The organism is Geobacillus sp. PLS 41, assembly GCF_056494105.1.
Genome location: NZ_CM151395.1, coordinates 2,432,260 through 2,445,817, shown reverse-complemented (window position 1 = coordinate 2,445,817; position 13,558 = coordinate 2,432,260). Strand labels below are relative to the sequence as shown.

Genomic DNA, 13,558 nt, shown 5'->3' with positions numbered 1-13,558 from the left:
ATGAGGGATAAAAAGGAAGCGGAGTGAGGAGGAAAAACATGCTGTTTCAATGGGGAATGGGCCGACAAAAAAAGCAGATCAATGACGGGGTGAAACAAGAAGGACCGGACCATAGCGGCGAGGCGGCGGACGTCCCGCAAGAGCCGATGTCAGCTGAATTAGCCGTCAACCTTGACATCATCCGCCAAACGACTGGACAAAGCAGCGATGTCGTCATCCGTCGGTTTTCGCTGGGCCAAGAGAGGCAAATCAAAGCAGCCATCGTCTTTGTGGATGGCCTTGTTGACGAAAAACATGTGTACGAGTTTTTGCTGACGCCGTTGCTGGAGGCGTCATTTCCACTGTCATTAACAGAAAAAGAATGGTTTCCGTGGATCGAACAAAAGTTGGCCGCGGTGGGCGGTGTGAAGCATGTCGTCGATTGGGAACACCTGTTTTTGGAGCTGTTTTCCGGAGAGACCATCATCTTGTTGGACGGGGTGCCGTCCGCTGTCAGCGCCAGCACGAAAGGCGGCCAATATCGTGCAATCGAGGAGCCGCAAACGCAAATCGCCGTCCGCGGGCCGCGCGAGGGATTTACGGAGTCGTTGCGCGCGAACACCGCGATGATCCGCCGCCGCATTAAAAATCCCAATCTTTGGCTGGAAACGATGCAAATCGGCATCGTGACGCAAACGGATGTCGCGATCATGTACATCAAAGGCATTGCCAATGACGAGGTTATCGAGGAAGTGAGAGCGCGCCTGCGCCGCATTGATACGGACAGCGTGCTTGAGTCCGGTTATATTGAACAATTAATCGAAGATCAAACGTTTACGACGTTTCCGACGATCTATCATACCGAGCGTCCCGACGTGGTGGCGGCGAATTTGCTGGAGGGGCGGATTGCGATTTTGATTCAGGGGACGCCGTTTATCCTGATTGTGCCGGCTTTGTTTATCCAATTTTTTCAAGCGGTGGAGGATTATTATGCCCGTTTTGATATTGCGACCGCTCTTCGTTTTTTACGCGTGTTGATTTTTTTCTCTCGCTCGTCGCGCCCTCTATTTATATTGCTGCGATGACGTTTCATCAAGAAATGATCCCGACCCAGCTCGTCATCGCCATTGCCGCCCAGCGTGAGGCTGTGCCGTTTCCCGCTTTTGTCGAGGCATTGATCATGGAAGTGACATTTGAGATTTTGCGCGAAGCGGGGATTCGGCTGCCGCGTGCGGTCGGGCAAGCGGTGTCGATTGTCGGGGCGCTTGTCATCGGTGAGGTGGCGATCAATGCCGGCTTCGTTTCATCGGCCATGGTCATCGTTGTCTCGCTCACCGCGATTGCCAGCTTTGCAACGCCGTCGTTTGCCATCGCCATCTCAGCCCGCCTCATCCGCTTTGGGTTGATGTTTTTAGCGGCGATGTTCGGGTTTTATGGCATTATAATGGGTCTGCTGGTCATGATTCTCCATTTATGCAGCTTGCGCTCGTTTGGCATGCCATACATGTCGCCGCTTGCTCCATTTATTTCAACCAATGTAGGCGATACCCTGTTTCGGATTCCGACATGGATGTACCGCGAGCGGCCGCGCCTGATTAACCAGAAAAATATCATTCGCCAATCGGGGGATCAGAAACCGAAGCCTCCGGCACCAACACGCCGGGAAAAGGAGGATGGATCATGAAACGACCTATCGCCATGTTTGTGTCCTTTTTTGTTTGTGCGGTGCTGCTGGCTGGCTGTTGGAGTAAAAAAGAGTTAACCGATTTGGCCGTTGTCATTGCCGTCGGCCTCGATAAAACAAAAGACGGCAGATATTTGGCCTCGTTTCAAGTCGTCAACCCGGGCAACGTTGCGGGGGCGCTCCAACGAGGAGGCGGAGCGGGCGGCGTGCCCATTTCCATTTATACGTCGACCGGAGACACGTTGGTCGAGGCAAGCCGGAAAGCCTCGAAAAAGCTGTCGCGCATCCTGTATTACGCTCATACCAACTTGGTGGTCATCGGCGAAGAAGTGGCGCGCCAAGGGTTGAATGGCGTATTCGATGCGATGGAACGGAGCCACCAGTTTCGGACGACAGCGCGGCTGGTTATTGCTCATGGCCACTCAGCGAAAGAGGTGTTAAGCGTATTAACACCGATTGACAAAATTTCCGCCAATCAAATTATTAAGACGTTGGAGTTTTCCGAGATGTCCTGGGGGCAGACAATCAACACTGATGTCTGGTGGGCGATTCGTGGTTTGACATCTTCAGGAAGAAATACAGTCGTGACGGGTGTTGTCATTGAAGGAAACCCACAGCAGGGCAAACGGCAAACAAACGTTCAATCCTCTGTGCCAGATGCTCGCATCAGCTTGGATGGACTGGCGTTATTTAAAAAAGACCGTCTTGTTCGCTGGGTGAACGGCTCAACGGAACGAGGCGTGCTTTGGGTGTTGGATCGAATCAAACAAACGAATATTACGATCCCCTGGAAAGGAAAAAAAGAAGCGATTGCTTATCGAACGATGGGAGTGAAAACGGGGTTAAAAGTGAAATTGAAAAACGGCCAGCCTTCGATTTTGGTTCACATTCAAACAGAAGGGGATATCAGTGAGACGTACGTCCCGATCAATTTGGCTGATTACCGGTTATTGTTTCAATTGGAAAAGGCGATTGGCCGGGATATTGAACGGGAAGTGAAACAGGCGATTGAAACGGCCCAGCATGAAAAAACCGATGTTTTTGGTTTTGGCGAGGCGGTGCATCGCGCCGATCCCCTCTTATGGAAGAGAATCAAAAAAGAGTGGGATGACCGCTATTTCCCTCATCTTCGGGTGACAGTAAAAGTGGATGCTTCCATTCGACGCACGGGATTGCGGAATACGCCATACATCAAATAAGCGTTTTCGGCTCAAAAAACTTGGATACGGTGGAGTGAGGGGCGATGGAGCGAGATGGAACATAGCAAAATCAATGTGCGCCAGCTGTTTGTCCTGATTGTGTTGTTTGAGCATGGCAGTGCGATGGTCATTCCACTCGGCGTCAGCGCCAAGCAAGATATGTGGATCGCCATTTTGCTCGGTCTGGCGCTTGGGCTGTTGCTGTTTTTGGTTTACGAGCGTTTGTTTCATTATTACCCCGATCAGCCGCTGACTTCCTATGTGACACATATCGTCGGCAAGCCGCTCGGCAAGTTGTTGGCGGTTCTCTATATTACCTATTTTTTCTATATCGCCGCCCGTGTGTTGCGTGACTTTGGCGAACTGTTGCTCACGTTTGCCTATCCGGAAACGCCGCTGTTTGTTTTGAATGTCCTTATGGCTATGACGGTCATGTACAGCGCCTATAAAGGCATCGAAGTATTGGCGCGCACCGGCGAACTGCTTTATACGTTATTGCAAATACTGGCGGTTGTTGGATTCATCTTAGTTATCGCTTCCGGAGTTGTTGATCTCACCCAGCTCCAACCGGTATTAGAGGAAGGGTGGAAACGGGTGTGGAAAACGGTGTTCACGGAAACGTTGTACGTGCCGTTTGGCGAAATGATCGTGTTTACCATGCTGTTTCCATACTTGAATCGTCCGGAAAAAGCGCGGCGGGCCGCCGTTGCCGGGATGGTGTTGACCGGGATCAACCTGGCGATCATTATGGCCGTTAATACGGCCGTCTTGGGAGCTGATGCGGTGTCACGTTCATCGTTTCCGTTGCTCGATACGATCCGCCGCATTCAAGTCGCTCACTTTTTAGAGCGGCTTGATGTCTTTTTTATGGTCGCTCTAGTGATCGGGGGGTTTTTCAAAGTCTCCATCTTTTTTTATGCCGGCGTCGTGGGGGTGGCTCATGTATTCGGGTTTTCGAACCACCAGCGGCTTGTTTATCCGTTTGGGGCGCTTGTCTTATTGTGGTCGGTGGCGATGGCCAGCAACTACTGGGAACATATTCATGAAGGATTAAAGATTGTCACGCTCTATCTGCACATCCCGCTGCAAATCATCATTCCGGTGCTCTTGCTTGTGATTGCGGCGATTCGCCGGCGGTTTGGATCATCGGCAAAATAAGAAAAACGGACTAGAAGATTTCTGCGCCAGCGAGCAGGAAAATCAACAAAAGACCGCGAATACCAACAATAATCTGTTCCCAATGGGAACAATGGGCGAAATGTGGTGCTGAACATGCAACCCGAAGGCGGGGTGGAAACAACCCGGCGCCGATGCGCGTTTTTGTTTCGGGAAGCCGGTGTCAGCTGAAGGCTATTGATTTTGATTATAACGAAAAAGGGTTGAACGATGGTGAAGGCGAATGTACAGGCGATCGATCAGCTAGACGCAGAGCAGTTGGGCAGCGGCATGGTGATGACCGACCGTCAACTTTTGATTGTTGCGGTCAGCGAGCCGACGCCAAGATGGCTCGGATTTACCAAACACGAATTAGTCGGGCGGCCGGTCGGCGTTCTGTTTTCAGCCGAGTGGTCGGCTGCGTTGTTGGATGGCATCGCCGAGGCGGTAAAAAGGGACGGATGTTGGCAAGGAGAAGCGCGCCATGTAGCGAAAAGCGGGAAAACATACATGAGCTGGATGAACGTCTATCGGCTATCAGGCAGCGAAGGAGAATGGCTCGTTTGGCATTTTGTTGAACAAACCGCTATGCCTCCGGCTGATCGACCGACGCCGTCTGAGTGGCTCGAAGTCATTTGCGATTCCGCCCCGTTTGCGGTTGTTCCGGTGGCGGCGGACGGAATTGTGCAAGATTGGGGGCTTAGTGCAGAGCGGCTGTTTGGACGCCGAAAAGAAGAGGCGGTCGGCCGCCCGGTATGGTCGCTCTTTCGTTGCGGCGGCCCAACATGGCTTCCATTTCCTCCCAAAGAGCAGCGATGCGGCAAAGGGATGGTTCAGCGTCCGGACGGCACGTCCGCCAATGTCGCCTATACGGTCATTCCCGTGCTTCAGGGGGACGGATATATCGTCCTTATCGAAGATGAGACGAAGCAAAAGCAAAAAGAGGCGGAGCGGCGGCGCCAAGTCGAGCTGGCCAAAAAAATTCAGCAAAATTTGCTGACGCCGCTCATTCAAAACGAGGCGGTGACGATGGATGCCGTCTATATTCCATCCGATGATTTGTCAGGCGATATTTACGCGTGCTATCAAATCGACCTGTACCGCTACGGGGTGATCGTCATCGATGTGATGGGACACGGCATTTCGTCAGCCTTGGTGAGCATGCTGCTCCGCTCGCTTTTGCGCGGATTGATCGTGCGCGTCATCGACCCGGTCTCGGTGGCGAGCGAGCTGGAAAAACATGTGCAAACGTTGTTTCCGGATGAGACCAACGATATCCGTCACCTGTTTTCCATGATTTATTTAGTGATTGACACGAAAGAGCGAAAAATTGAATATACGAACGCCGGCCATCCGGCTGGGCTGCTCGTGTTTGACGATGGAAGCGTCCATGAGTTGGACAAAGGCGGTTTGGCGATTGGCAGCCCGTTTTCCTTGCCGTTTGAAAAAGGGGTGATTCATTACGACAAGCGGGCCCGCCTCCTTTTGTATACAGACGGCATTTTAGAGGAGATCGACCCGTCGATTTTGCAAAGCATTGAAAAAATTCGCTTATGTACGCAAATGTGCCGCCATTTGCCGGATAAACGCTTCCTCGAGCGTTTAATCAGCCAAGGTCCGCCGCTCGTCAGCCCTTCCGACGACATTTGCTTATTGTCCATCACGGTTCATGGATAGGAGGGGCGCTTGGTAGTGTGTGAATGGATCGTGCGCTGCCGGGCGGACGAGGAAGCGGTTTTGGTTTGCCATCTCCTTGCGGAGCAGGCTGCTTCGTTGTTTGCTGTCCGTGATGCGGAATTGTTTGTGTTGGCGGTGCATGAAGCGGTCGTCAATGCCGTTAAAGCTGTTCAACGGGCGGGGATGGAGGCGGGGACGATTTCGCTCTCCTTTTTCGTCACAAGCGCTGATGTGGCCGTGGCGGTTGAAGACGAGGGCGGCGGCGTTCCGGCGGAAGTGATCGAGCAGCTTGATCAAATGACGCTCTCTGATGTATTGCTCGCCGAATCGGGACGAGGGTTGCTATTCATCCGAGAAATTATGGATGACGTTATGTGGGTTGAGCAAAAGGGCGGCCGTCGGATGCTTGTCATGAAAATGAGTCGGAATGCAACATAACTGGCTTTGGTGCCATGATGCACCCATGTGATCGGAACGAATGCGGGTGGTGGCCGAGGGCAAGGCATGGCTGGTCAACGATAGGGGGATACAATGAAACAGCATCGGTTGTCGTTTGAATTGGAAATGGTTGTAGAACGCGCATACGAATGCATCAAGCTAACTGGACGGCTCGCCTATGATACGCAGCTCGCGGCGGAACAAAAGCTGGCGACGGCGGTGGCTGCTGTCAAGCGCCGCCTTGTCGTTGTCGACGTGAGCGGCCTTCGATTTTTGGACAGTACTGGATTAGCGCTCCTTGTCCGCTTTTTTAAGCAAATCGTCAGCGAAAGCCGCGTCATGGCCATCGTCGTCCGGGATAACGCCGCTATAGAAAAGATTTTGCTGATGGCCAAGCTCGACCGGCTGTTGCCGATCGTTGGCGATGAACAACAGCTGTTGTCCCTTGCACCGCCAAGCTCTTTCGACCATATTAGCCAGGAGGCGCTTTATTCGGCATGGCGTCAGCGTTCGTCATAGACATGGCTCTCATGCCGAATCAACTGGAAGGTTTCACATTTCGCTGGCCCAAAAGCGTGTCGTCTATTTTTCCGACTGCTGAAGGCAAGGTGTGATGGAAGACTGAATAACCCCCTGCTTCACAGACCCATGCATGGGTCTGGAAGCGGTGTTGTTCAGTCACCCGCCAGTCGGGCATCTCGATCGAAACGACTGAACAGACCAGTTGTTCCCCTATTGCCGCCGATGGCCCCCGAGCGATGAGACATTCGTTCGGGGGTTTTGTTCCTCTTGGCCGGGAGCATCCCTGCTTCTGCAAATGCATTCTCATTGTCAAATAAATATTTCGGGTTTAGAATAAAATTATACACAACGATGAACGGCGGCTGGGCCCCGCGATCGGAATGGAGAGGAGAGTGGCGCAGACATGGGGCGGGTGCTTATCTATTTGCGGCCATACTGGAAGTGGATGGCGTTGGCTTGGTTGTTTATGTTGACCGAGCTCATCATCGAGCTTTGGCAGCCGCTGTTGATGGGGAAAATCATCGACGATGGTGTCATGAAACAGGATGTTGCGGCCATTTTCACGTGGGGAGCAGTGATGCTCGGGGCGTCGCTGTTGGCGTTTGCCTCGGGCATCGCCAACTCATTTGCTGCTGCCTACGTCGGTCAGGAGTACGGATTTGCGCTGCGGACGGCGCTGTTTGCCAAAATCCAATCGTTTTCGCTTGCGCGCATCGAGCAGTTGGCGCCGGCCTCGCTCATCACCCGGATGACGAACGATGTGACCCAAGTGCAAAACATGTTGTTTATGAGTTTGCGCATCGCCTTGCGTGCACCGCTTCTGGTCGTCTTTGGCGTCGCGATGGCGTTTGTCGTCCATGCTCGTCTGGCGTTGGTTTTAGCGGTCGCGGTTCCGCTTTCCGCCGCTTTTTTATTGTGGGTTGTGCAAAGGGCAGCGGCGTCCTTTTCCGCCGTCCAACGGGCGCTCGATCGAGTGAATGGCGTGATGCGTGAAAATTTGGCCGGCATGCGCCTCATCAAAGCATGGATGAGAAAAGAATATGAAGAGGAGCGATTTGCGGCGGCGAACAATGCGCTCATGGAGCGGACGATGGGCGTGCTGCGCCTCATCGAGACGATCAGCCCGGTGTTGTTGGTTTTGATGAACACGGCCATTCTCGCTCTGCTGTTTTTCGGCCGCCTGGATGTTGAGTCCGGGACGGCGAGCGCCGGGCAAGTCGTCGCCGTCGTCAACTACGCGACGCGGGCGACGGCGGCGTTGTCGATGTTTACGTTTATTACCATGGCGTTCTCGCGGGCGCGCGCCTCGGCCGCCCGCCTCGCTGAACTGCTTGAGGTGCCGGAAGAGCGAAGCGGGGAGCACAGAGCCGATGAACCGATCGTCCGGCGCGGGGAAATTCGCTTTGAGCACGTTTCGTTCCGCTATCCAGACAGCGAACTTGACGCGCTTTCTGACGTATCGTTTGTCATCCACGCGCAAGAAACGGCGGCTATTTTAGGGGCGACTGGTTCCGGCAAATCGACGCTTCTTCAGCTCATCCCCCGGCTGTATGAACCAGGCGCCGGGCGCGTGTTGATTGATGGCGTCGATGTGCGCGAGTTTTCCGCCGAACAGCTGCGGACGGCGGTGCGCTTTGTCCCGCAGGAAGTGCTGCTGTTTTCAGGGACGGTCGCGGACAATCTCCGCTTTGGCAACATCACTGCGTCGATGGAAGAACTTGTGCAAGCGGCTCGCGATGCACAAATTCATGAAACAATCACTCGGTTTCCGGATGGATACGACGCACGGATCGGTCAAAAGGGCGTCAATTTATCAGGCGGGCAAAAGCAGCGGCTGTCGATCGCCCGCGCCTTGGTTGGGCAACCGCGCGTTTTGCTTTTGGATGACAGCACAAGCGCGCTCGATGCAGAGACGGAAGCAAAGCTGCTCGCAGCGTTGCGGCGGTATGCGTGCACGACGGTGATGGTGACGCAAAAGGTGAGCACAGCGATGGCGGCGGATACCATTTTGCTTTTGGAAGACGGCCGCCTGATCGCGCAAGGAAGCCATGAACAACTGCTGGCGGCAAGCGAACTGTATCGACGCATCGTCGCCACGCAGGAAGGAAAGAAGGGATCGGTGGATGTCACTACGGCATAGCCCGCACGGAGCGCGTGTTGGCGCAAGTCCGCAGCGGGCAAAAAACAGCGTCGGCACCTTGCGGCGGCTCTGGGCATTTATCGCTCCGCAAAAGCGAAAGCTGTTTGCGGCTATGGCCATGGTTGTCGTCAGCTCAGCGCTGGCGCTCGCCGGTCCGTACGTCATCGGCTGGACGGTCGATGTGTACATCGTCGAGCGGAGGACGGACGGTTTTTTAGCGACGCTCGTTTTGCTTCTTGCCATTTATATGGCCCTTGGCGCGGCGACGTTTTTGCAAAACTATTGGATGATCGATGTCGGCCAGCGGACGGTGCATGCGATCAGAGAGCGGTTGTTTCGCCATTTTCATGAGCTGCCGATTTCGTTTTTTGACCGCCGCCAGCAAGGGGAGCTGATGAGCCGGATTACAAACGACATCGACAATATGAGCCAGACATTTAACAGTACTGTTGTCCAGGTCGTCTCGAGCACGTTGACTTTGATGGGCGCTATAGTGGTCATGCTTTCACAGAGTGTGGTGTTGACGATCGTAACGCTTGTTGTCGTGCCGCTGATGTATGTGGGCATGCGCTGGATCACAAACCGGACGCGGGTGCGTTTCCGTGAGCAGCAACGGGCGCTCGGTGAGATGAACGGCTTTATCGAAGAGGTCATTTCCGGACAGAAAGTCGTGAAGCTGTTTTCCCAAGAAGAGCGGATGGAGTCTGAATTGGCGCGCAAAAACGCCGAGCTGAAACAAGCCGGGTTTTGGGCGCAAACGTATTCCGGCTTCATCCCGAAGCTGATGAACTTTTTAAACAACGTAAGCTTCGCCCTCATCGCTGGCGTCGGCGGATGGCTGGCGGCCAAAGGAGCGATATCGGTCGGGACGATCGTCGTGTTTGTCGAATACGCCCGCCAGTTTACCAGACCGCTTAATGACCTGGCCAACCAATGGAACACGTTGCTGTCGGCGTTGGCTGGCGCTGAACGGGTGTTGGAAATTTTGGATTTGCCGAAAGAAGAGGAAGACGAGCGGGAAGCGGTGGCCTTGGACCGGCTTGATGGACGCATTGAGTTTCGTCAAGTCGTCTTTTCTTACGACAAACAGCGCCCGGCGCTCGACGGCGTCACCTTTTCCATCGCCCCAGGGGAGACGGTCGCGCTTGTCGGCCCAACTGGAGCCGGCAAAACGACCGTATTGCAGCTGTTGACCCGCTTTTACGATCCAGATCGAGGAGTGATTTTGATCGACGGGCGCGACAGCCGGACGATCAAGCGGGCGAGTTTGCGCCGGCATATGGCATTTGTGCTTCAAGATACGTTTTTGTTCGCCGGAACGATCCGCGACAACATTCGTTACGGCCGGCTTGAGGCGACCGATGAAGAAGTCGAGGAGGCGGCGCGCCAGGCGAATGCCCACTCCTTTATTATGAAGCTGCCGGACGGCTATGACACCGTTTTGGCCCCAGGAGGCGGCGGAATCAGCCAAGGGCAGCGGCAGCTGTTGGCCATCGCTCGGGCGATGATCGCCGACCCGGCCATTTTGATTTTGGACGAAGCGACGAGCAACATCGATACGGTGACCGAAGTGCGCATTCAAGAAGCGCTCGCGCGGCTCATGAACGGCCGGACGTGCTTGGTCATCGCCCATCGGTTGAACACGATTCAACATGCCGACCGCATCCTTGTGCTCAACGAAGGCAAAGTGATCGAGCAAGGGACGCATGAAGAGCTGTTGGCCGCAAAAGGATTTTATTTCCAGTTGTATTGCCGCTATTGGAAGCGCAGTGTGCATGCGGCCCGATGAGGAATGCGCCTGCGCGGCGACGCCGCTCTCCCGCTGAACCGAAAACGAGCGCCCCGATCGTTGAACAAAGCCATGTGTCGCGAGGGTCGACGATCAGGGCGCCTTTCTATCGCTATGTGAAACGCCGGCTTGTGTCGGGCGTGTCTTGCCAGCATAGGCTTAAGGACGCGTTCGCTCGGAGAGGCGCTTTTGAAACGCTTCGCGCCAGCTTGCGGATAAGGCCGGATGGCTGGCGATTTGCTTTATGGCGGCGGCATTGTCCCGCTCATGATAGTAAATGTGATTGATATACGCGATGGATAGCGCCCCCGCGCCCCGCTCGACGAGAACGAGCGGCGCGCCTGGAGCGACGACGCCCTCTTTGAGAACGCGAAAGTAAAACCCGCTTTTTCCTGTCTGGCAGACGGCTTTCGGCAAATCGGGCAGCTGATGTTTGAACGCCAATTTGGAGCACGGCTGGCGCGGCTGTGACACTTGTACGAGCGCCGTGCCGGCGGCATACATGTCGCCAAGACACACATCGTCTTCCGTCAAACCGAGAAGCGTCCAGTTTTCGCCAAACGCCCCCGCCGTAAACGGGCGGCCGTATCGCTCTTCCCAATAGACGAAATGCTCGGACGGATAGGCGCAAATCGCTTTATCTTCTCCTCCGTGATGGACGAGGTCAGCTTGTCCATCTCCAGCCAAGTTTTGTTTGCCGACCGCAACGGGATGAGCGACCGGCGTTTTGTCAATGCCGGTTGTGATCCACTGGCCGCCGATGTGAATCGTTTTCGGCTTCCCGACATTAATGGAGAGAATCTGCATCGTGTTCACCTCCATACAGCCTCGGCGATGAGCCGGAAGCTTGCGAGTTTATCCTCGAAGTCGTATGTAATCGTCACGAGCATGATTTCCTCTGTTTCATACGCTTCACTCAGCCGGTACAGCTCGTCTTTGACGCGCGCCGGGCTGCCGACGATCATCCGCCGCCGGTTGTCTTCCACCCGTTTGCGCTCATACGGGCTGTATGGATACGCAGCCGCTTTTTCCGGGCTTGGCGTGCCGCTGAACGCCATCCCTTGCTCGATCATAAGAAGCGACAGATCAAGGCTGCCGGCGATCCAGTCCGCTTTTTCATCCGTTTCGGCGCAAATCGCAAACACTGCGACCATTCCGCGCGGCTCGGCCAAATACGGCGATGGAACAAACCGGTCGCGGTACAGCCGCATATAATGTTCGCCGCCTTCCCCGTTGATAAACTGGGCGAACACGTACGGTAGCCCTTTGTCGGCTGCCAGCTTCGCCGTTTCCGAACTGGAGCCGAGCAGCCATAGTTCCGGCGGGGACTGCACGATCGGCGTCGCCTTGACGCCATACAGCGGGTGAACCGGCGGCAAGGCGTCATACAAATAGCCGAGCAAGTCGTCAATTTGCTCCGGGTAGCGGTCGACGGACCGTCGTCTGTCGCCTTGCAGCGCGATCGTCGCTCGCGGCATCCCCCCGGGCGCCCGCCCGACGCCGAGGTCGACGCGGCCGGGGTGGAGTCCGGCAAGTACGTGGAAATTTTCCGCTACCTTGTACGGGCTGTAATGCGGCAGCATCACGCCGCCCGAGCCGATGCGGATCGTCGCTGTTTTCGCCCCGATATGGCCGAGCAGCACTTCCGGCGACGAACCGGCAAGGCTGTTCGTATCGTGGTGTTCTGACACCCAAAACCGCTTATAGCCGAGCTGCTCAACATGCTGGGCGAGCTTGACGGTGTTCTCGAGCGCTTCTTCCGCTGTCATGCCTTCCGCGATCGGCGACTGATCGAGGACGCTCAGTTGCAGCGCCATTGCGATTCCTCCTTCTTCCGCCGCAGCGGTGGGAAAAATGATTAGTTTCTATTATGCGCTGTTTTGTTTCGATTTGTCCATTCATTTGCCCGCCCGTCCGGCAAAAACCGATCCGCCGCCGGCGGATCGGTCAATCCCGTCAAGATGCACGGCAGTTCACAAGCTGACGGACTGCTTTTGTTCGGCCGCCTGGCGGTCGGGTTTGGGGCCGCGCTTAGGGAAGAAGGAATGAAACAGCTGTTTCATGCTGTCAATGATAAATGAACATCGCTCATACAGCGCTTCTTTTAAACTGTCAAGCTGGCGGGTGACTTTGTATTGCGCTGCCTCTTGCGCTTCAAGCCGTTCGATGACCGTCTCGTGGAACACGTGCTGCAGCTCGAGCTGTTCGATCAACTTTTGGTACAGTTTTTCTTGCCCTTCGAGGCGGGCGGCCATTCCTTCGGCGAGCTGCTCGCGTTCGGCCGTCCGCTGTTCGAGCCGGCGCATCGTGTCGCTTTGCACGGTGAGCGCTTCGATGACGGCCTGCTGCGCCGCTTCTTCTTTGGCCAGCTGCTCTTCCCACCGCGATTGCCGCCTTTCCTCCCGCTCCTGCTGGGCGATGACTGACTGCTCGAGGCGTTCGAGCGTTCCGGCCAAGGCGGCTTGCCCCGCCTGTGCTTCCATAAGCAGCCGCTCGATGCGGGCGAGCGCTTCCGCCCACTGCCCGCTTTGCGCTTCCTGTTGCTTTTGCCCGGTTTCGGCCGCTTGCTGAAGCGAGGCAACCATGGCGGCCATTTCTTCGTAATAGTTGGTTTGTGCTGCTTGACCAGCGGTCACTGTTTGTTCGAGCTCAGCCAGCGCCTCGGCAAGCTGCCCGCTTTGCCGCGCCCAGCCGGCAGCAAGCGACTGTTCGAGGCGGGCGAACACGTCGGCCATTTGTTCGCGCTGTTCCTCCTGTTTCTTTTGCCCTTCTTCGATGGCGGCCTCAAGCTGGGCGAGCCGTTCCGCCAGCTGATCGAACTGTTGTTTTTGCTGTTCGAGCATTTGTTGAGCGTCCGTGCGGCGGTAATAAAACACCGGGTGGGATGCGGGCGGCGCGGCAGCCGGCCCGTACACGCGCGGGGTCATGTGTTTATTCATATAAATCAACGCGCAAAAGCCTCCTTTCCGTTCGTC

Annotated in this window: 10 protein-coding genes and 1 pseudogene; 8 read left to right on the top strand and 3 right to left on the bottom strand. The window is 55.3% G+C overall.

Annotated features, from left to right (window positions below):
- The first annotated feature begins 38 nt into the window (after window positions 1-38).
- The 8 genes and pseudogenes from ACVX3G_RS12250 to ACVX3G_RS12215 all read left to right on the top strand — a co-directional run bounded on the left by ACVX3G_RS12250 (window position 39) and on the right by ACVX3G_RS12215 (window position 10,583).
- Window positions 39-1,663: pseudogene (locus ACVX3G_RS12250) on the top strand (spore germination protein).
- Window positions 1,660-2,862: a Ger(x)C family spore germination protein gene (locus ACVX3G_RS12245; protein WP_318550112.1), complete on the top strand. Its 1,203-nt coding sequence runs from the start codon at window positions 1,660-1,662 to the stop codon at window positions 2,860-2,862. Before ACVX3G_RS12250 ends, ACVX3G_RS12245 begins: the two are co-directional and overlap by 4 nt.
- 54 nt (window positions 2,863-2,916) lie before the next feature.
- Entirely contained in the window at window positions 2,917-4,020 is a 1,104-nt protein-coding gene (locus tag ACVX3G_RS12240) for a GerAB/ArcD/ProY family transporter (protein WP_060787786.1), read from the top strand.
- A gap of 228 nt (window positions 4,021-4,248) precedes the next feature.
- Window positions 4,249-5,694: a SpoIIE family protein phosphatase gene (locus tag ACVX3G_RS12235; RefSeq protein WP_068896054.1), complete on the top strand. Its 1,446-nt coding sequence runs from the start codon at window positions 4,249-4,251 to the stop codon at window positions 5,692-5,694.
- Between the two features lie 15 nt (window positions 5,695-5,709).
- Window positions 5,710-6,132, top strand: coding sequence for an ATP-binding protein (locus ACVX3G_RS12230; protein WP_011231123.1), 423 nt, complete (start codon window positions 5,710-5,712; stop codon window positions 6,130-6,132).
- Window positions 6,133-6,225: 93 nt separating this feature from the next.
- Entirely contained in the window at window positions 6,226-6,651 is a 426-nt protein-coding gene (locus ACVX3G_RS12225; protein WP_011231124.1) for an STAS domain-containing protein, read from the top strand.
- A gap of 406 nt (window positions 6,652-7,057) precedes the next feature.
- Entirely contained in the window at window positions 7,058-8,794 is a 1,737-nt protein-coding gene (locus tag ACVX3G_RS12220; RefSeq protein ID WP_047757847.1) for an ABC transporter ATP-binding protein, read from the top strand.
- Window positions 8,778-10,583, top strand: a complete 1,806-nt coding sequence (locus ACVX3G_RS12215) for an ABC transporter ATP-binding protein (protein WP_047757848.1) — start codon at window positions 8,778-8,780, stop codon at window positions 10,581-10,583. The genes ACVX3G_RS12220 and ACVX3G_RS12215 overlap by 17 nt, the downstream gene beginning before the upstream one ends.
- Before the next feature lie 159 nt (window positions 10,584-10,742).
- On the opposite strand, the gene ACVX3G_RS12210 is transcribed toward ACVX3G_RS12215, so the two are convergent.
- The 3 genes from ACVX3G_RS12210 to ACVX3G_RS12200 all read right to left on the bottom strand — a co-directional run bounded on the left by ACVX3G_RS12210 (window position 10,743) and on the right by ACVX3G_RS12200 (window position 13,531).
- Window positions 10,743-11,390, bottom strand: coding sequence for an MOSC domain-containing protein (locus ACVX3G_RS12210; RefSeq protein ID WP_068896060.1), 648 nt, complete (start codon window positions 11,388-11,390; stop codon window positions 10,743-10,745).
- 5 nt (window positions 11,391-11,395) lie between these two features.
- Complete coding sequence (locus ACVX3G_RS12205; RefSeq protein WP_047757850.1) at window positions 11,396-12,400, bottom strand: LLM class flavin-dependent oxidoreductase; 1,005 nt, start codon at window positions 12,398-12,400, stop codon at window positions 11,396-11,398.
- Window positions 12,401-12,556: 156 nt separating this feature from the next.
- Window positions 12,557-13,531: a coiled-coil domain-containing protein gene (locus ACVX3G_RS12200; RefSeq protein ID WP_020753905.1), complete on the bottom strand. Its 975-nt coding sequence runs from the start codon at window positions 13,529-13,531 to the stop codon at window positions 12,557-12,559.
- Window positions 13,532-13,558 lie beyond the last annotated feature (27 nt).